Raw genomic sequence first — 18,186 nt, 5'->3', positions numbered from 1 at the left:
CGGTGCATACTGATTCTTTATTGAAGTCCAAGTTTCTTTAAACGGTTATATAAAGTAGCCCTTGTTACACCAAGTTGTTTTGCGCATTCTAATTTATTCCCATTTAAAATTCGTAAAGCCCTTTCAATAACTTTTTTCTCATGCTCATCCATCTCTTCTTGTAAAGAAAGGATTGTATTATTGTTGCTGAGTAATAGGGAATGGGCTGTATGGTTGTCTAAAGTTTCAGTCGTATGAAATGGTAAATATTCTTGTTTTATAATTCCGTCTGTTGCGAATACCACAAGCCGTTCAACAACGTTTCGAAGTTCGCGAATATTACCTGGCCAATTGTAATGAAGCAGTTCATGCATAATGCTTGAAGGTAAGTCACGAATTGGTCTGTTATAGTTGATTGAAAAATCGTTTAAGAAAGAATAGGTTAATTCAATAATATCCTCGCGTCTTTCGCGCAGCGGTGGAATCTGCAAGCTAACTACATTTAAGCGGTAATATAAATCTTCTCGGAAAGTTCCTTTTATCATTTCTTCTTGTAAATCACGATTTGTAGCAGCGATAATACGGAAATCAATATTAATTTCTTTTTCACCACCAACTCGGTAATACTTTCGCTCTTGCAGTACACGTAACAGTTTTACTTGCATATCAAGTGGCATTTCACCTATTTCATCAAGAAATAAAGTACCGCCTTGCGCGAGTTCAATTTTACCTTTTTTTCCTTTACTATTTGCTCCAGAAAACGCCCCACGCTCGTAACCGAATAATTCACTTTCAAATAATGCTTCTGGAATTGCCCCGCAGTTAATCGAAATGAAAGGCGCCTTCGCTGCTTCACTTGCTTCATGAATTGCTTTCGCAAATACTTCTTTTCCAACTCCGCTTTCCCCAAGTATTAAAACAGTTGATTTTACCGAACAAACTTTTCTAGCTAATTGTATCGTTCTTTGTATAACAGGACTTTTTCCATTCATCGCAAGGAATGGATCGGATTCATCTTTATACTTTGCCACTTCTTGTTCTAAACGGTGCATTTCATGTGACATATTAAATAGTTTTTCATTTAAAGCGACTTGATTTGTAACATCTGTCTCTGAAACGACTGCTCCTATAATTTCATCATTACAATAAACTGGATTTGAATTAATTAATACGAATAAACCGGGGCGAGGCTGATGGAACTGAGCGACTATGCTTTTTCCATCATGTAAAGATTGTAAAATTTCCAAGTCTTTATAATCAAAAAAACGAGTAATCGGTTGCCCAATAATCTCATTATGGTTGACTGAAAATATTTTTTCAGCACCATCTGTCCAAGTTCGAACGCATTCTTTACTATCAATTACTGTAACAGAAGAGTCAGTTGTTTGTATTACAGTGTCATAAAATGACTGTAGTTCATTGTAGGACTTATAAAGAAATGGAATCATTTGCTGAGAAGTTATACAGCATATCGGCTCATCGTTTTCGTTAAGGATGATAACAGCTAATTCATAAGAAAAAGCGTCAATTAATGCAGTGAATGAGTCATCTACATAAATAATTGCGCAATTATATTCTTCTGTAGTAGAAGGGAGATAATAAAACCTTTCGTTTATTTTCTTAATGCGATCAAGGCAACATGTATGATTGATTAAAACGCTTTCCAAAAATTCTTGTATAGTCGGAAATGAAAATTCCATAATGTCCTCCTGTTATGTATAAAAATTTTGACAGTGATAAAAAAATAATACACCTACTTACTATAAATTTAAAATATTTTTACAAATAAAAATATCATTTATAAAAATTGTATATGTACAGAATTGGCACGTCAATTGCATGAAAAGAAAGTGAGAGGGCTAGGAAAGGAGGAGTATATTGTGAGGCACTGCGACGTTTTAATTATAGGTGGTGGAATAATAGGGTGTTCTATCGCTTATTACACTTCAAAATACGGAAGAGACGTAACAATCATTGAAAAAGGGGAATTTGTCAGCGGGACGTCTTCACGGTGTGATGGGAATATTTTGGCCATTGATAAAGACCCGGGATTTGATAGTCAAATGTCTTTAGTAAGTCAAAAATTAGTAACTGATTTAAGTGAAGAATTAGAGCATTCATTTGAATATAGGGCACCAGGAAGTATTCTCGTATGTGAGTCAGACGAAGAGATGGAAGCTGCGCAGCAATGGGTAAATCGGCAAAAAGAAGCTGGATTACCGTTTCGAATGCTTGATAGGCAAGATATAAGGGAAGAGTCGCCTTTTTTTGCTGATGATTTATTAGGCGGTTTAGAATGTGCGACGGATTCAACTGTGAATCCATATCTCCTTGCTTTCTCGCTTGTGTCAGAGGCACAAAAGTTTGGCGCAAAAGCTTTTAAGCAGACGGAAGTAAAGAGTATGGAAATAGAGACGGATGGTTCATTTGTTGTAGAAACTACGAATGGAACTTTTACAGCACAACAAGTTGTAAATGCAGCCGGTGTGTGGGCTCCTAAGATTGGTCAGATGTTAAATATAAATATACCAATTGAACCGAGAAAAGGGCATATTATTGTAGCTTCAAGGCAACAACACGTAGGATGCCGTAAAGTAATGGAATTCGGTTATTTAATTTCTAAATTTGGCGGAAAACGAAAAGTGGATGCTTTAACTGAAAAATACGGGGTTGCGCTCGTATTTGAGCCTACTGAAAGTCAAAATTTCTTAATTGGTAGTAGTCGTGAATTTGTAGGATTTCATACGAGGATAAATAATGAAGTCATTAAATGTATCGCAAATAGAGCAATTCGTTTTTATCCGAAAATGGCAGATATGATGGTAATTCGTTCTTACGCTGGTTTACGTCCGTGGACCGAAGATCATTTACCGATTATTTCACGAGTGGAACATATTCCGAATTATTTCATTGCCGCTGGACATGAAGGTGATGGGATTAGTCTTGCAGCAGTTACTGGAAAAGTAATTGAAGAGTTATTAAATGAAAAAGAGACAATTATTCCTATTGAACCACTTCGTTTGAGTCGTTTTACAGAAAGGGTGTTAAACGGATGAGGTCACAAAGAGCCTTTACGACGATTGATACACACACAGGTGGGAATCCAACGAGGACATTAATTAGTGGACTTCCAAAGTTGATTGGAGAGACGATGGTAGAGAAGATGTTACATATGAAAAAGGAGTATGATTGGATTCGAAAATTGTTAATGAATGAACCGCGTGGTCATGATGTAATGTCAGGAGCATTATTAACAGACCCGTGTCATCCTGAGGCTGATATAGGTGTTATATACATAGAGACAGGTGGATATTTACCGATGTGTGGTCACGATACAATCGGTGTATGTACAGCGTTAGTTGAATCAGGTTTAATTCCGGTAGTTGAACCGATTACTTCTTTAAAACTAGATACACCGGCTGGCTTAGTTGAAGTAGATATTGCTGTTCAAGATGGAAAAGCAAAAGAAGTATCTTTCTGTAACATACCAGCTTTTTTATTGAAAAATATTACTGTACAAGTGAAAGACATTGGAACTATAGAGGCTGATATTGCGTATGGAGGGAATTTTTATGCCATTATTGATGCGAAATCAGTAGATCTAGAATTAGTACCAGAAAATGCATCTACAATCATCGATAAGGCGATTCATATAAGGAACACAATTAATGAGAAGTTTGAAATCACTCATCCAGAGTATTCGTTTATAAGAGGATTAACACATGTTGAATTTTATACAGATCCTACTCATGAATGTGCGCATGTGAAAAATACAGTTGTTGTACCACCAGGCGGAATAGATCGATCTCCATGCGGTACAGGAACATCTGCGAAGCTAGCTGTATTATACGCTCAGAAAGAAATCGAAATTGGTGAAGAGTTCATTCATGAGAGTATCGTTGGTTCTTTATTTAAAGGATATGTCATGAATACGACACATGTTGAAAATATTGAAGCTGTCATAACGAAAATTACGGGATCAGCTTGGCTTATGGGTATGCATAGATTTTTTTACAATGAAATGGATCCACTTAAAGAAGGATTTTTGCTAATTCCGCCGATGGAACATGAAACGGAGGATATAAAATGAACATTCAAAAAATGTATACAGCAGTAGACGTACATGTAAATGGCGAGGCATTTCGTGTAATGAAAGACGTACCATGCAAATACTACTACAGTTTGGAGCAATTAAATGAACAATTTTCAGGTGAATTAGCAGAAGAGATGAAGCTTTTATTAAATGAACCACGTGGTTTTATCGGTTTGAATGGGTGTATTGTCGTTCCATCTATCTATAATGAAGTGGATGCAGCTGTATTATTTTTTAATCATGAAGGTTCGATTCCGCTTCATTATGGAGGCATTGTTGCAGTAATAACGATGTTACTCGAAAGTGGGTATTTAAAAAAGAGAGAGTCCAATCAATACAAAATTGAAACGTTATGTGGAATATTTTTAGTTCATGCGTATGTAGAGAATGATGAAGTTATATCGGTTTCGTTTGAAAGCAAACTATGCTATATGATTGAGAAAAATTTACAGGTTGGTAATGTAAGTTATTCTCTTATACAAGCAGATAAAGTATATGCAGTTGTAGAAAAAGGTGCGTATTCGCCAGAAATTCGCATGGAAAACATTTCTGAATTGAAAAGATGGGGAGAAGCTACACTGCAGGCTATACAAAAACAGTCGCTAATAAAAAGGCTTATTTTAGTAGATCCTTCGCAAAAAGAAAAGAACCATATAAAATCGATTACATTTCATGAAGATAACTTTATCGTACGTTCGCCAGGTTTTGTTTCTACTATTGTTTCCTATGTTCATGCGTTATTTAAAAATGATTATATGGCGGATAAACCTTTTAAAAATGAAAGTATATTTAATAGTTTTATAACTGTGGAGAAAGTGAAGAAGGAGGAACTAGGATACATTTTCCGTTTTGAAAGTAGAGGGTTTATTACAGGGATGCAGACGTTTCTATTAGACCCTACGGATCCGTTTCCGGCAGGTTTCTTATTAAAATAAAATGTGATAGGGAGAGATAAATATGCAAAAAATTAAAGGGGCATTTCCAGTATTAATAACACCGATGGATGAATTTCAGGAAATTAATTGGGATGGGGTAAAGCAAAATGTAAATTACTTTATCGAACAAAACGTTGCAGGTATCATCATTAATGGAAGTACAGGAGAATTTGTAAGTTTATCAAAAGAAGAACGATTTAAAATGGTAGCAACCGTGTTGAAAGAAATTGATGGCCGTATTCCAGTTATTGTTGGAACTGCAGCAGAGACGACGAAAGAAACAATTGAATATACGAAACATGCAGAAGCGCACGGAGCGGATTGTGTATTAATTATAAACTCTTACTATTGTAAACCGAAGGAAGAGGAGATTTATTTTCATTTTAAAGAAATCTCAAACTCTGTAAATATACCAATTATGTTATACAATAATCCATTTACTTCTGGTGTTGATATGAGTACAGAGCTAATGCTCCGTATTGGAAAAGAGTGTGAAAATGTTACACATATTAAAGAATCTAGCGGAGATATTCGAAAAGCGAGAGATTTAGTAAGACAAAGTGAAGGGGCTTTCCTAGTCTTCTGTGGTTCTGAAGATTTAGTTATGGAATCATATTTAGTTGGTGCCTCGGGATGGGTTTCAGTAGCAGGAAATATCGTTCCCGGTCTCGTTACAAAAATGTATGAGCATTTTCAAAATGGTGAATTAGAAAAGGCGTGGGAAATAAACGATGCTATTTTACCACTTTGCGAGTTTCTTGAAGGATCAGGGAAATATGTTCAAATCGTTAAACGTTCTATGGAATTACATGGGCAAGCGGGAGGACCTTCTCGCTATCCAAGACTAGGGTTAACTGTAGAAGAAGATCAAAAGCTTCAAACGATTTTATCAAATATTGCAGCTCATGCAGCTGTTTAAATAAGGAGGAGAACATAATGTTAAAGACAAATATTGAGCTGAAACCAAAAGTGGAAGCGTTTTTAAATGAAGAAATTAAAATGTTTATTAATGGCGAATTTGTTTCTGCTATTGGCGGAAAGACGTTTGAAACGTACAATCCAGCAACAGAAGAGGTTCTAGCAGTCGTATGTGAAGCGCAAGAAGAGGATATTGATGCTGCAGTAAAAGCGGCAAGATCTGCATTTGAATCTGGCCCGTGGGCAGAAATGACTACTGCTGAAAGAGCGCATCTTATTTATAAATTAGCAGATTTAATTGAAGAACATAGAGAAGAATTAGCGCAACTAGAAGCTTTAGATAATGGAAAGCCATATCAAGTAGCGCTTGATGATGATATTTCAGCGACTGTAGAAAATTATCGTTATTACGCAGGATGGGCTACAAAAATTATTGGGCAAACAATCCCGATTTCAAAAGATTACTTGAATTATACGAGACATGAACCTGTTGGTGTTGTAGGACAAATTATTCCGTGGAATTTTCCGCTTGTTATGTCTTCTTGGAAAATGGGAGCTGCACTGGCGACAGGTTGTACGATTGTATTAAAGCCAGCAGAGCAAACGCCTTTATCTTTACTATATACAGCGAAACTCTTTAAAGAGGCTGGATTTCCAAACGGCGTTGTAAACTTTGTATCAGGCTTTGGTCCTGAAGCAGGGGCTGCAATTGTAAATCATCATGACATTGATAAAGTTGCTTTTACAGGATCTACTGTTACAGGAAAGTATATTATGCGTCAATCTGCAGAAATGATTAAGCATGTAACGTTAGAGCTTGGCGGAAAATCACCAAATATCATTTTAGAAGATGCGGACTTGGAAGAAGCGATAAATGGTGCATTCCAAGGTATTATGTATAACCACGGTCAAAATTGTAGCGCAGGATCACGTGTATTTGTTCATCGTAAACATTATGAAACTGTAGTAGATGCACTTGTGAAAATGGCGAACAACGTAAAACTTGGAGCAGGTATGGAGAAAGGAACGGAAATGGGTCCACTCGTATCTAAGAAACAACAAGAGCGTGTGTTAAATTATATTGAGCAAGGGAAGAAAGAAGGTGCTACAGTTGCGGCTGGTGGCGAACGTGCGCTTGAAAAAGGTTATTTCGTTAAGCCAACTATATTCACAGATGTTACAGACAATATGACAATCGTTAAGGAAGAAATATTTGGACCAGTTGTTGTCGTACTTCCATTTGATTCGACAGAAGAAGTAATTGAACGAGCGAACAACTCATCCTATGGCCTTGCTGCGGGTGTATGGACGCAAAATATCAAAACGGGTCATCAAGTAGCAAATAAATTAAAAGCAGGAACAGTGTGGATTAATGATTATAACTTAGAAAATGCAGCTACACCATTTGGTGGATATAAACAATCTGGTATTGGCCGCGAATTAGGTTCATATGCGCTTGATAATTATACAGAAGTGAAAAGTGTTTGGGTAAATATAAAGTAATAGGGCGTTTTACTGATAAAAATTGAGGGATGAAATAATGAAAGATGCGGACAACTAGAAAGTTTGATAATAGTTGTCCGTTTTTTTTATATACAAAATTGCTTTTCCAAAGAATGATAAGGGGGATTTGGATGGAGAATTTAGTAGAATGGTTAGTAGGGCAAGTGTGGGGTATCGGTTTAGTTGTTTTTGCATTAGGGGCAGGCGTATATTTCACGATTGCAACACGCTTTTTGCAAATCCGTTATTTTAAAGAGATGATTAAACTATTATTTGAAGGAAAGAGTTCAGAGACGGGAATATCATCTTTTCAGGCATTTTGTTTAGCCTTATCAGGAAGAGTTGGAATTGGTAATATTGCAGGGGTAGCGACAGCAATTGCTTTCGGCGGTCCTGGAGCTGTATTTTGGATGTGGGTAATGGCTTTGTTAGGGGCAGCGAGCGCGTTTGTAGAATCAACATTATCTCAAGTATACAAAAGTAAAGTAGGGAATGAATATCGCGGCGGTACTCCATATTTCATTGAGAAAGGTTTGAAAATGAAATGGTTTGCAGTCATTGTAGCAGTAGTTGTAACACTTTCATATGGCGTGTTATTACCAGGTATTCAATCTAGTAGTATCGCAGTTGGATTTGAAAACTCTAATGGTATTAGCAAATATATAACTGGTATATTTTTAGTCGTGTTACTAGCAGCAATTATTTTTGGTGGTGTAAAGAGAATTGCTGGCGTTTCTCAAATGCTTGTTCCATTTATGGCAATTGGTTATGTAATTGTTACATGTATCATATTAATTGCGAATGTAACGGAGATTCCAAGTATGTTTGCTTTAATTTTCTCTAGCGCATTTGGTGTAAATGAAATGTTTGGTGGAATTGTTGGTGCAGCTATTGCATGGGGCGTAAAACGCGCTGTATTTTCAAACGTTGCTGGTGTCGGAGAAGCGACGTATAGTTCGGTGGCTGCTGAAGTATCGCATCCCGCAAAACAAGGATTAGTTCAAGCGTTTTCCGTATATATCGATACAATTGTCGTATGTACAGCGACAGCTCTTATGATTTTAATAACAGGTATGTATAATGTTATACCTGAAGGGAAAACCGCCATTGTACAAAACATAGGAAATGTGGAAGCTGGTCCAATTTATACACAACAAGCAGTTGAAACTGTGATAACAGGGTTTGGTCCAATATTTATTTCAATTGCGATTTTCTTTTTTGCATTTACAACGTTACTCGCTTATTACTATATCGCTGAAACGACACTTACTTATTTAGATCGTCAACTGAAGTATGGCTGGTTAAAACCAGTTTTAAAATTTGGATTTTTAATTATGGTTTACATCGGTAGCGTTGAATCAGCGTCGCTTTTATGGAATCTTGGAGATTTAGGAATCGGTAGTATGGCATGGTTAAACTTAATCGCAATCTTACTTTTAAGTAAAACCGCATTAAAAGTGTTAAAAGATTATGAAACGCAGAAAAAAGAAGGGAAAGATCCAGTATTTAATCCTAAAAATGTGGGGATTGAAGGATTAACATTTTGGGAAGAAAGAAGTAAAGAGGTTGAAAGAAAAAGTTCTAGAGAAAAAGTTATTGTCGATGATAATTTAAAATTATAACTAAAATTAATTGAAAATTCTTAATTTAAAAGAAGGTATATTGCCTCCATTTCATCACATACTACAATAAGTATGGATAATATGACTGGAGGGAATAAGATGGAACATGAGCAACATAGTTCGATAAATGATATTTTACATCATTATAAAGAAGGTATAGGTAGTTTTACAAATCAAATTCCTGAAATCGCTGAGACATATAATGCGTTCACGCAAGCTTGTTTTCAAGAGGGTTCTTTAACAAAAAGAGAAAAACAACTTATTGCATTAGGAATTAGTTTAGCAACGCAAGATGAGTATTGTACAATTTATCATACAAAAGGTTGTCTTGATCAAGGATGTTCGGATAAAGAGATTCTAGAAGCATGTGGTGTTTCAGCAGCATTTGCTGGCGGAGCTGCGATGAGTCAAGCGGTAACTTTAGTGCAAGAGTGTTTAACAGAATTGAAAAATCAAAAGCATTGAATAAAAAAACGTTTTAAACTTTATGTTTAAAACGTTTTTTATGTGAAATTAAATTTGAGTATAAAAATTATCTAGGATGGGTTCAATTTATGGTTATACAATAATGGGAGAATTTTAAATTTAGTAGGAATGAGAAATAACAACTATTTATTTAATTTTAAGGTTTTGTAAAAAGCTTCAATTGCTTCATATAATCAATGGCTTTTGTTTTATTTTTCTGTTTAGAAACATAATGTGCCTCATTAAAATCTCTATAGTAACTGTTAACTACTTCTTCAGAAAGAGCACCGTCAGAGATAGCTCTTTTAACCGCGCAGTTTGGTTCGTTTGTATGTGAACAGTTAGAAAATTTACATCTTATAGAAATCTTTTTTTATATCTTCATATCCAAATTCAAAATTCCCCTCAAGGTTTATCAAGTCAAATCCTATTTTACTAATAAGAAATCCCTCCATTTTTGAAAGAGTCTTTTAGAAACATACATACAAAGTTTATCGTTTTCAATTTGTATTTACTTTAATATTCTATATCTTCATAAATAGATTTTTCTACATCAGGAAGAACTGTGTATATACTCTTACCGATTAAAGCTTCTAATTCTTTCTTAATCGCATAAAACCCTTTCCAATGTAAAGATGTATGAGATGTTGTACCATGACGCAAACCAACAGAAATTAATCTTCTTTCCAACGTAGTAAAGCCATCCGCATCAGCAAGAGCGTCACAAAGAGTAATTACTTTATTGTATAAGTCGTAGTTACAATGTTCATTTAATATTTCAACTAACCGGCTTCTCATATGGTCAGGAACGAGACTCCATTCCGCTGCGATATCTATATGTTCATTTTTGCATGGGAATGAGTGTGTCACACAAATAACAGCGTTTCCTGTATACCCTAAATCATTCATATACATATAACCATCATAGGAATGAATGACCGATTTGGTAAAACCTTTGTATCTTCCGATATCATGCAAAAGGGCAGCGTTATATGCTATGTCAGCATCTAGCTTGTACCCTTTTTTTATAAGTTCTATAATTATGTTTTCAGTTGCATGAGCAACATGTAGTGAATGTTCAAACCAAGGGCCCGGGTTTTGTTCATATGCCCATTCGAGTAATTCTTTTGCGTACGTTCTATCTAATATATATTTCATATCGTTATCCTTTCACAAAAAATCATATCTTAACTATAAATTCCTCTTATTATTTCATTATTCCTTCTTTAAAAATTGTTACAATGAAACAAAAGGGGGAAAAGTAATGCGGAATTTAGTAATTGAAGAAATTAAGAAACTAGAAAATGATATAGAAGAACTTTCGAAACTTTTGAAAATGGTTGTAAATGATGGGGCATCAATTGGTTTTTTGCCTCCACTGGAACAAAAAGATGCAACAAAGTATTGGCAAACAGTATTAGCGCCAGAAGTGATATTGTATGTGGCTAAAATAAACAACGAAGTAGCAGGGAGTATTCAATTACAATTAGTTACTAAGCCTAACGGAATTCATAGAGCCGAGATTTGCAAATTAATGACTCATCCAAACTTTAGACGAAACGGTATTGGACGATCGCTTATGCAAAAAGCAGAGGAACGAGCAAAGCAAGAAAACAGGTCTCTTTTAGTATTAGATACAAGAGAAGGAGATCCTTCCAATAAATTGTACAAATCACTAGACTACCAAGAAGTTGGAACAATACCAGGGTATGCAATTTCTACGAATGGAAAGTTAGATGCTACGGTTCTTTATTATAAAAACATTTAAGTTATAATCAAACGGGGAGAGTGCTTAATTATTAGTAAGTGAATAATAAACGACTATTTTTAACACCGTCTATATTTTTCTGGCGGTGTTAAAATAGTTAATTATAATCTAATTAACGCACTAAATGAATTTGAGAAAGTTTTTAGAGGGTTCTTTTAGTAATGATTCTCGTCTTATAATAAATGTAGAGAAGATGACTAGCCAACTATAGTTATTTTCGCTTTATTATGGGAAGGGGATGAAAAAATGAAAAAGAATAGTTTACAAAAGATGAAGAAAGTTATTTTAAGTGGTGGCGTATTACTTACGGGATTATTAACATTTGGATTTTCAGAAAAGGCTTCAGCTCATGGATATGTAGAATCACCAGCGAGCCGATCTTATTTATGTAAGCAAGGGGTAAATGTAAATTGTGGACCGATTCAATATGAACCTCAAAGCGTAGAAGGAATAGGTGGATTTCCGCAACTAGGACCTTCTGATGGACAAATTGCAGGGGCTGGTCATTTTCCCGCTTTAGATGTTCAAACTGTAGATAGGTGGAAGAAAGTTACGTTAAATGGCGGGACGAATACATTCAAGTGGAAACTAACGGCTCCTCATAGTACGAAAGAGTGGAAATACTATATTACGAAAAAAGGTTGGAATCCCAATAAACCTTTGACGCGATCAGATTTAGATTTAGTGCCATTCTATGTGAAAAATGACGGTGGAGCTAGACCAGGGACAACAGTTACGCACGAAGCAAATGTACCAACTGACCGTAGTGGATACCATCTTATTTTAGCTGTTTGGGAAATTGCAGACACTGGAAATGCGTTTTATCAAGTTATAGATGTAAACCTTTTGAATAATGGCTTATCCTCAAAATTCGCTTTTAACAATGTAGTGCAAGCTCCTACATTATTTTAATTGAAACATACATTTCGATCATCTAATTCATTTTAGATGATTTTTTTTATGAAAATGATGAAAAATATAGAAGAAAGTGCAATTATTTATAAAAAAATATGCTTTAAATATTGTCATATTTGCTTCTTTAAGATATCCTTTTCATGAAGAGGTGGAAAACATGGAAAAAGTACTAGTTTTCGGGCATAAAAACCCAGATACAGATGCAATTTGTTCTGCAATTGCTTATGCAGAATTGAAAAAAGAATTAGGAATGAATGCTGAGCCTGTACGTTTAGGCGAAATCAGCGGTGAAACTCAATTTGCGTTAGACTATTTTAAAGTAGAAGGACCGCGTTTTGTTGAGACAGTAGCAAGCGAAGTGGACAACGTTATTTTAGTTGACCATAACGAGCGTCAACAAAGTGCTAACGATATCGAATCAGTTCGTGTGTTAGAAGTTATTGACCATCACCGTATTGCTAACTTTGAAACAAGCGATCCTATATACTATCGTTGTGAGCCAGTTGGCTGTACAGCTACAATCTTAAACAAAATGTACAAAGAAAATGGCGTAACAATTCGTAAAGAAGTTGCAGGTTTAATGTTATCTGCAATCATTTCAGATTCTTTACTATTCAAATCTCCAACTTGCACAGAACAAGATGTAGCAGCTGCTCGTGAATTAGCGGAAATCGCTGGTGTAGATGCAGATAACTACGGCTTAGAAATGTTAAAAGCTGGTGCTGACTTAAGCGGAAAAACAATGGAGCAATTAATCTCTCTTGATGCTAAAGAATTCCAAATGGGTAATGCGAAAGTTGAAATCGCACAAGTAAACGCTGTTGATACAAACGACGTTCTTGTACACCAAGCGGAACTTGAAAAAGTAATTTCTGCAGTAGTAGAAGAAAAAGGTTTAGACCTATTCTTATTCGTTGTAACTGATATCTTAACTAACGATTCTGTCGGTCTTGCGATCGGTAAAGCAGCAAACGTTGTTGAGAAAGCATACAACGTATCACTAGAAAACAATACAGCTACTTTAAAAGGTGTTGTATCTCGTAAAAAACAAATCGTACCAGTATTAACAGAAGCATTCCAAGCTTAATCGTATTGCGTACAGATGAACAGTAAGGACAAGTAGTCAGATTGGCTACTTGTCCTTTTTTATTTATAATAAGCAGAAATTTTTAACTTTTAAACAGTCGCATTGTGTATGCTTAATGATATGGAAGTATTGAAAAGTAAATTACAGGGGCTTTTTGAAAAAATATTGCATCTGTTTCAAAATTAGAGAGCTGGATTTCGGAGGAACTGCGTTTAAACGCTGAAATACAGATGTTGCGTTTAACTTTTTAGAAGAAAGGATATAAAGTTTTGATTAACGAATTAAAATAAGGATAGCGTTAGCTATCCTTATAATCGTTTATTCGTAAGATTTTTTCTTGTTTATATAAAATGTGATTATCGTAGTAATGAAGAAAATAGGTATCGCATACACTTGCCCAACAAATAACTTCCAGCCGACATAATTATAGCCTTCAGATGCTGGGATGATAACGGAAATAACGCAAACGATAAAATAGACTAATAGTGCAGGGATAATATTTTTCATTTTTATGAACCTCCCTTATTGTTTTATTAATACATACTTGTATTATAATTTAGTTTCATTATTTTGAAGAAAAAATGAAAAATTTTTTATGGTATTATAATATTTGCAATGAGAGTAATCTATAGTACGCATATGGTAAAATGTGTAATTTTAACTTTCAGAATTATTATATAGTATTTCGAGAAAAAAATGTACAAAATAACGAATTTTATTTACCAAAGTAAAGGGAGTAGAAATATATATGAAAAGGCTATGTATAATTCCATGCGGAAAAAAGAAAATTTGGGATAAACATTCAGACTACGGACCGCTGGAAGCAAAAGATGTATATATTAGTCCGTTCGGAAAAGCATGTCAGGCGTACGCAACTATGTTTTTCGAAAACTGGGTTATATTATCAGCGAAACATGGATTTTTAAGACCAAGTGATATTGTATTAGAAAACTATGATCTTGCATTTGATTCAAAAAGCGATGAGGTAATAAGTATAGAGCAATTACAAAAACAGATGGTAGATAAAAGTTTACTACAGTTTGACGAAATCGTCTTACTAGCAGGGAAGAAGCATAAAAAAGTAGTGACAAAGTTATATCCAGAAGAAATGATTACATATCCGCTAGAGGGGTGTAAAGGAATTGGGTATATGTTGCAGAGGTTGAAAGAAGCTGTGAAGGAAGGGGAAGAAATATAGGTGTAGTTTCAGTGATTTTAAACTCTATTTATTTAGGGAGCTGAAAAGTAAAATAGAGTTTTTAGGCATCGCCGAAAGGGTGATGCTTTTTTGTTCGTGTCGTCATTCATGTAAAAGTAATTTAGAGAATAAATCATTCGATTTATGAAGCGATAGCTTTTTTATATCGAAAACAAATTGCGTCACTTTTAGAAAATATAGGACGTATGGGCACAGTTAAGATTGTAAGTGGGAATAGCAATAAGACAAGTTTTGAATAAGATATTAAGAAAGGAGATGTTGATGAATAATGGCTAGATATAGTTTGCACGGAGGACACAATAGTATTGTTCAAGGTGCTAATTTCGGGAATCGGAAAGAACACGTTCTAGATAGGCAAGTTAAAGATGCCGTGGCGGCTAAGTTAAGAGCCCTAGGACACACGGTTTATGACGATACGGACGAGGTAGGGGCAACTCAATCACAAAATTTAAATAATATCATTCGGAATAGCAATTCCCATGCTGTGGATTTAGTTATTTCTTTTCATCTTAATGCAAGTGATGGAAATGGACAGGGTGTTGAGGTTTTATATTATGATCAGAAAGATTTGGCGGCTAAAATCTCAGCTCAACTAGCAAAAGATATTGGATGGCGTGATCGAGGTGCGAAACAACGTACAGATTTAGCAGTATTAAATGGAACGAAGGCACCGGCTATTCTTATTGAATTAGGGTTTATTGATAATGAATCCGACATGGCAAAATGGAATGTTGATAAAATCGCTAATTCTATTGTATTTGCTCTTACAGGACAAACTGGAGGAGGTGCAGCGAATTTGCTCAAAGTAAAAACTGGTGGTGTAGCATTTAGTAATTTACAAGCTTTGGCTCAAGCTATGGTTGATGCGGGTATTGATGGACAAATTGTCGTTCAAAAAGATGGCATTGGTTATGCTATAACGAATGGCTATCCGTCCGGGAATATCGATAAATTTACAGCTTGGTTAGATGCACGTAAATGGTACTATGAGTACGTGAGATAAAACGAAAATTGGTTTGATTAAAAACTAAAAATTGTCTTATTTTTAGTTAACAAGTATATTAAGTAACTATAAAAATATGGACAATTTATATGTAAATTAGTACACAAAACCACCTGTCAGAAAGGTGGTTTTATTTATCAAGCTATTTGTGGGCGGTAAAATTCTCACCTCAAAATTCGGATGAAGCTAAGAAATTAGGTGGGAATTACACTGCTCGTAGCCTCCTACTAATTATCGTTTCACTTTATATAGTTTAGAGTTTTGTAAATCTTTACTTATTAAACCCGTAATAATATTTTGTTTTCTCAATACATAAGCCGAATTTTAAATTATTACCCAATAATATAATACCTCTCATACTATTTATTAGTTGATAATAACAAAAAAACAAGCTTTGAATATAATAATGAAAAAGGAGATGTTAAATAATGGGTTATATTGTAGATATTTCGAAATGGAATGGCGACATTAACTGGGATATCGCAGCACCACAATTAGATTTCGTAATTGTACGTGTGCAAGATGGTTCAAACTATGTAGATCCTTTATATAAAAATTATGTACAAGCAATGAAAGCAAGGAATATTCCGTTTGGTAATTATGCGTTCTGTCGTTTCGTTTCAGTAGAGGATGCACGGATAGAAGCAAGAGACTTTTGGAACCGTGGTGATAAAAATGCAACAGTTTGGGTAGCTGACGTAGAAGTAAGAACAATGAACGATATGAGAGCGGGTGCACAAGCTTTTATTGATGAATTACGCAGATTAGGAGCTAAGAAAGTCGGTTTATATATTGCTCATCATATGTATGCTCCATTTGGAATGGCAAATGTCAATTGTGATTTTGTATGGATTCCTCGTTATGGTGGTAACAAACCGGCGTATCCATGTGATATTTGGCAATACACAGAGACAGGCAATGTGGCTGGTATCGGCAAGTGTGATTTAAATAAGCTGATTGGAAATAAGCCGTTAGCTTGGTTTACAAATCAAATTGTTGAGCCGATAAAAAAACAAGAAGGGGTTGGAATTATAGTGAATAAATATAACAAAGTAGTTACTTATGAATTTGGTGTAAATTTAATTTCTGACATGATTCAAATGATGGATAAGCTTGGATATACTTCTAAAATAATATCTCGTGGAGATAACCAAGGGCTTGTGTATTTCGAAACAGATTATCGTCAAGGGAACGAACTGGACAAAGCAACTGCTTGGTTAGATATGAAAGGAATTAAATATTTTTATTTAATCTTTTAACTCTACTTATAATATGGAGAAAATAGACTAATAAACAAGCCTTTGTATACTTTCAAACATAGAATATGATGAATTCTATCAAGGAGGAAGCATATTTATGAGAAATACTTGTCATTGTGGACATTTTCAAGATTGTAATAAATTTTGGGATGATTTAATGTTTGGGAGATGTAGATGTAAGCGCAATGATTTTCACGAGTGTTGTTGCAAAGAGAAACCGAAGTGTGAGTGTGAAAAATGTCATTGTAAAACAAAAGCGAAATGCCATTGTGGGCATGAAGAGGAAGGGTATTAATAATAAAAAAGAGTACGATGCGTACTCTTTTTTGGGGTGATTATATTCCATCTTGAACAGATTTCTTTACAATTACCCATGTGTCTTTCTTTTTAACCGTTATAGCTACATTAGTTCCATTAGATTCCTTATAAAAGATATATCCATTGTTTGAGTTTACATATGTAACTGGTTCACCTATGCAATCTCGCGAACAGGATTTGTTGACTAGTTCAATTAAGGATAGTTCACTTGGATCGGTTTTACTGGCTTCTATAACAGCATCAAGGCTTGTTTTTCGATAACCTTGCAAGTTTATATGAAAAAGCTGCTCTATTTCTCCTGTAATGCTAGTGTTCATTACTTCTACTGAATTCTTTTTTTCTTGAAGAAAGCCGTTTTCATAAAGTAATTTTGTATAGCCAATCCATGCTATTAACACTAGCATGAAAAACATACCCGTCATTTTAAGTATTCGAAGTCGTTTGCTTATAATTGTTTCTGAGTATTTCATTCACTCTAATCCTCCAATGTTTTTAATTTAAAATATGCTTGGATACAGACTTTTAGAAGAGTATGAAAGTTAATGAATTTTCAATAAAAAAGAAAACATCCAGAGTTAGATGCTTTCTTTTTTGTATTTTTGGCTATCTGTTAGTTACTTGTTTCATAAGTGGTCTTATTTCTTTAACTGGTGGTTTCTTATCATAGGCATCAACGTAAGAAAAGTAGTAGTTTAAGTTTCTTAGAAGACCTTTTCCTATTTTTGCACTTAAGAAAGGAAATACTTGTCCAGTATAATCATCGAGAGATTTACAGTAATATTTCTCATCTAAATATATACTGTATTTACATGTTAGTTCTACTAAAGGATTCCCTTCATCATCAAATACTTCTTTAGAATCAATAATATCTATTAGTGCAAATTTTTCATTTAAGTAAACTTTCTTTTTTTTCTCGTGTTTATTTGTAAGTATAAAAACTAGACCAATCGCGTTAATCAAACTATTTCCTCCTATAAAAAACGGATATTAATAAAATATATCGATATAAGCTAAATGTAAAGAGGAGAGGTGAAATATCATGGAGAGAAAACTAAATAAGCCGATTTATGTTGGGAAATCGACTTATTTTTATCAAGTATTA

Annotated in this window: 19 protein-coding genes and 1 pseudogene; 14 read left to right on the top strand and 6 right to left on the bottom strand. The window is 34.7% G+C overall.

Annotated features, from left to right (window positions below):
* Positions 1-17 precede the first annotated feature (17 nt).
* Positions 18-1,679, bottom strand: coding sequence for a sigma-54 interaction domain-containing protein (locus tag BAQ53_RS13330; protein WP_208905416.1), 1,662 nt, complete (start codon positions 1,677-1,679; stop codon positions 18-20).
* A 180-nt stretch (positions 1,680-1,859) separates the two neighbouring features.
* Here BAQ53_RS13330 and BAQ53_RS13325 point away from each other — a divergent pair, with 180 nt between their 5' ends.
* The 7 genes from BAQ53_RS13325 to BAQ53_RS13295 all read left to right on the top strand — a co-directional run bounded on the left by BAQ53_RS13325 (position 1,860) and on the right by BAQ53_RS13295 (position 9,515).
* Positions 1,860-3,035: an NAD(P)/FAD-dependent oxidoreductase gene (locus tag BAQ53_RS13325; RefSeq protein ID WP_001215263.1), complete on the top strand. Its 1,176-nt coding sequence runs from the start codon at positions 1,860-1,862 to the stop codon at positions 3,033-3,035.
* Positions 3,032-4,069, top strand: coding sequence for a proline racemase family protein (locus BAQ53_RS13320; RefSeq protein ID WP_001257517.1), 1,038 nt, complete (start codon positions 3,032-3,034; stop codon positions 4,067-4,069). The genes BAQ53_RS13325 and BAQ53_RS13320 overlap by 4 nt, the downstream gene beginning before the upstream one ends.
* A complete protein-coding gene (locus tag BAQ53_RS13315; RefSeq protein ID WP_001025571.1) occupies positions 4,066-5,007 on the top strand; it encodes a proline racemase family protein in 942 nt (313 codons plus the stop codon). The genes BAQ53_RS13320 and BAQ53_RS13315 overlap by 4 nt, the downstream gene beginning before the upstream one ends.
* A gap of 22 nt (positions 5,008-5,029) precedes the next feature.
* Positions 5,030-5,926, top strand: coding sequence for a 4-hydroxy-tetrahydrodipicolinate synthase (gene dapA, locus BAQ53_RS13310; RefSeq protein ID WP_208905415.1), 897 nt, complete (start codon positions 5,030-5,032; stop codon positions 5,924-5,926).
* 17 nt (positions 5,927-5,943) lie between these two features.
* Positions 5,944-7,428 carry an aldehyde dehydrogenase family protein gene (locus tag BAQ53_RS13305; RefSeq protein WP_000920987.1) on the top strand — a complete coding sequence of 495 codons (1,485 nt, stop codon included), beginning with the start codon at positions 5,944-5,946 and terminating at the stop codon, positions 7,426-7,428.
* Positions 7,429-7,559: 131 nt separating this feature from the next.
* Positions 7,560-9,050: an alanine/glycine:cation symporter family protein gene (locus BAQ53_RS13300; RefSeq protein ID WP_208905414.1), complete on the top strand. Its 1,491-nt coding sequence runs from the start codon at positions 7,560-7,562 to the stop codon at positions 9,048-9,050.
* A 72-nt stretch (positions 9,051-9,122) separates the two neighbouring features.
* Entirely contained in the window at positions 9,123-9,515 is a 393-nt protein-coding gene (locus BAQ53_RS13295) for a carboxymuconolactone decarboxylase family protein (RefSeq protein WP_002005224.1), read from the top strand.
* Positions 9,516-9,672: 157 nt separating this feature from the next.
* On the opposite strand, the pseudogene BAQ53_RS13290 reads toward BAQ53_RS13295, so the two are convergent.
* A pseudogene (locus BAQ53_RS13290) lies at positions 9,673-9,970 on the bottom strand (hypothetical protein).
* Between the two features lie 61 nt (positions 9,971-10,031).
* Positions 10,032-10,673 (bottom strand): HD domain-containing protein, encoded by a 642-nt coding sequence (locus BAQ53_RS13285; RefSeq protein ID WP_000874109.1) that lies wholly within the window; start codon positions 10,671-10,673, stop codon positions 10,032-10,034.
* Between the two features lie 106 nt (positions 10,674-10,779).
* Between BAQ53_RS13285 and BAQ53_RS13280 the strand changes: the two genes are divergently transcribed.
* The 3 genes from BAQ53_RS13280 (at position 10,780) to ppaC (ending at position 13,285) form a co-directional block, all read left to right on the top strand.
* Positions 10,780-11,283, top strand: coding sequence for a GNAT family N-acetyltransferase (locus BAQ53_RS13280; RefSeq protein WP_001245253.1), 504 nt, complete (start codon positions 10,780-10,782; stop codon positions 11,281-11,283).
* Between the two features lie 246 nt (positions 11,284-11,529).
* Positions 11,530-12,195 (top strand): lytic polysaccharide monooxygenase, encoded by a 666-nt coding sequence (locus BAQ53_RS13275; protein WP_000742278.1) that lies wholly within the window; start codon positions 11,530-11,532, stop codon positions 12,193-12,195.
* A 160-nt stretch (positions 12,196-12,355) separates the two neighbouring features.
* Complete coding sequence (gene ppaC, locus BAQ53_RS13270) at positions 12,356-13,285, top strand: manganese-dependent inorganic pyrophosphatase (protein WP_000416865.1); 930 nt, start codon at positions 12,356-12,358, stop codon at positions 13,283-13,285.
* Positions 13,286-13,603: 318 nt separating this feature from the next.
* On the opposite strand, the gene BAQ53_RS13265 is transcribed toward ppaC, so the two are convergent.
* On the bottom strand, positions 13,604-13,792 hold the full coding sequence (locus tag BAQ53_RS13265; RefSeq protein WP_000789486.1) for a DUF4017 family protein: 189 nt from the start codon (positions 13,790-13,792) through the stop codon (positions 13,604-13,606).
* 241 nt (positions 13,793-14,033) lie between these two features.
* On the opposite strand from BAQ53_RS13265, the gene BAQ53_RS13260 reads away from it, so the two are divergent.
* From BAQ53_RS13260 to BAQ53_RS13245, 4 genes are all read left to right on the top strand, one after another.
* Positions 14,034-14,483 carry a DUF6884 domain-containing protein gene (locus BAQ53_RS13260; protein WP_208905413.1) on the top strand — a complete coding sequence of 150 codons (450 nt, stop codon included), beginning with the start codon at positions 14,034-14,036 and terminating at the stop codon, positions 14,481-14,483.
* Positions 14,484-14,772: 289 nt separating this feature from the next.
* Complete coding sequence (locus BAQ53_RS13255) at positions 14,773-15,507, top strand: N-acetylmuramoyl-L-alanine amidase (RefSeq protein ID WP_000135279.1); 735 nt, start codon at positions 14,773-14,775, stop codon at positions 15,505-15,507.
* Positions 15,508-15,935: 428 nt separating this feature from the next.
* A complete protein-coding gene (locus BAQ53_RS13250; protein ID WP_208905412.1) occupies positions 15,936-16,766 on the top strand; it encodes a GH25 family lysozyme in 831 nt (276 codons plus the stop codon).
* A gap of 161 nt (positions 16,767-16,927) precedes the next feature.
* Positions 16,928-17,101, top strand: coding sequence for a hypothetical protein (locus tag BAQ53_RS13245; RefSeq protein WP_000503012.1), 174 nt, complete (start codon positions 16,928-16,930; stop codon positions 17,099-17,101).
* On the opposite strand, the gene BAQ53_RS13240 is transcribed toward BAQ53_RS13245, so the two are convergent.
* The gene (locus tag BAQ53_RS13240; protein WP_000877572.1) at positions 17,102-17,554 is read right to left on the bottom strand and encodes a hypothetical protein; all 453 of its coding nucleotides are present in this window, start codon (positions 17,552-17,554) and stop codon (positions 17,102-17,104) included. It abuts the gene before it with no gap.
* 133 nt (positions 17,555-17,687) lie between these two features.
* Positions 17,688-18,044 carry a hypothetical protein gene (locus BAQ53_RS13235; RefSeq protein WP_000606231.1) on the bottom strand — a complete coding sequence of 119 codons (357 nt, stop codon included), beginning with the start codon at positions 18,042-18,044 and terminating at the stop codon, positions 17,688-17,690.
* Positions 18,045-18,186 lie beyond the last annotated feature (142 nt).

The organism is Bacillus sp. B25(2016b) (assembly GCF_001679765.1).
GTDB classification, from domain to species: Bacteria; Bacillota; Bacilli; order Bacillales; family Bacillaceae_G; genus Bacillus_A; species Bacillus_A thuringiensis_K.
Note: the sequence above shows the minus strand (reverse complement) of the source record. Positions and strands in the feature narration are given on the sequence as shown.

What these genes read in the sequence shown, in the direction of transcription:
- BAQ53_RS13330 (WP_208905416.1), bottom strand. Translation starts at nt 1,679, where the DNA reads ATGGAATTTTCATTTCCGACTATACAAGAATTTTTGGAAAGCGTTTTA.
- BAQ53_RS13320 (WP_001257517.1), top strand. Translation starts at nt 3,032, where the DNA reads ATGAGGTCACAAAGAGCCTTTACGACGATTGATACACACACAGGTGGG.
- BAQ53_RS13315 (WP_001025571.1), top strand. Translation starts at nt 4,066, where the DNA reads ATGAACATTCAAAAAATGTATACAGCAGTAGACGTACATGTAAATGGC.
- dapA (WP_208905415.1), top strand. Translation starts at nt 5,030, where the DNA reads ATGCAAAAAATTAAAGGGGCATTTCCAGTATTAATAACACCGATGGAT.
- BAQ53_RS13305 (WP_000920987.1), top strand. Translation starts at nt 5,944, where the DNA reads ATGTTAAAGACAAATATTGAGCTGAAACCAAAAGTGGAAGCGTTTTTA.
- BAQ53_RS13300 (WP_208905414.1), top strand. Translation starts at nt 7,560, where the DNA reads ATGGAGAATTTAGTAGAATGGTTAGTAGGGCAAGTGTGGGGTATCGGT.
- BAQ53_RS13295 (WP_002005224.1), top strand. Translation starts at nt 9,123, where the DNA reads ATGGATAATATGACTGGAGGGAATAAGATGGAACATGAGCAACATAGT.
- BAQ53_RS13285 (WP_000874109.1), bottom strand. Translation starts at nt 10,673, where the DNA reads ATGAAATATATATTAGATAGAACGTACGCAAAAGAATTACTCGAATGG.
- BAQ53_RS13280 (WP_001245253.1), top strand. Translation starts at nt 10,780, where the DNA reads ATGCGGAATTTAGTAATTGAAGAAATTAAGAAACTAGAAAATGATATA.
- BAQ53_RS13275 (WP_000742278.1), top strand. Translation starts at nt 11,530, where the DNA reads ATGAAAAAGAATAGTTTACAAAAGATGAAGAAAGTTATTTTAAGTGGT.
- ppaC (WP_000416865.1), top strand. Translation starts at nt 12,356, where the DNA reads ATGGAAAAAGTACTAGTTTTCGGGCATAAAAACCCAGATACAGATGCA.
- BAQ53_RS13265 (WP_000789486.1), bottom strand. Translation starts at nt 13,792, where the DNA reads ATGAAAAATATTATCCCTGCACTATTAGTCTATTTTATCGTTTGCGTT.
- BAQ53_RS13260 (WP_208905413.1), top strand. Translation starts at nt 14,034, where the DNA reads ATGAAAAGGCTATGTATAATTCCATGCGGAAAAAAGAAAATTTGGGAT.
- BAQ53_RS13255 (WP_000135279.1), top strand. Translation starts at nt 14,773, where the DNA reads ATGGCTAGATATAGTTTGCACGGAGGACACAATAGTATTGTTCAAGGT.
- BAQ53_RS13250 (WP_208905412.1), top strand. Translation starts at nt 15,936, where the DNA reads ATGGGTTATATTGTAGATATTTCGAAATGGAATGGCGACATTAACTGG.
- BAQ53_RS13240 (WP_000877572.1), bottom strand. Translation starts at nt 17,554, where the DNA reads ATGAAATACTCAGAAACAATTATAAGCAAACGACTTCGAATACTTAAA.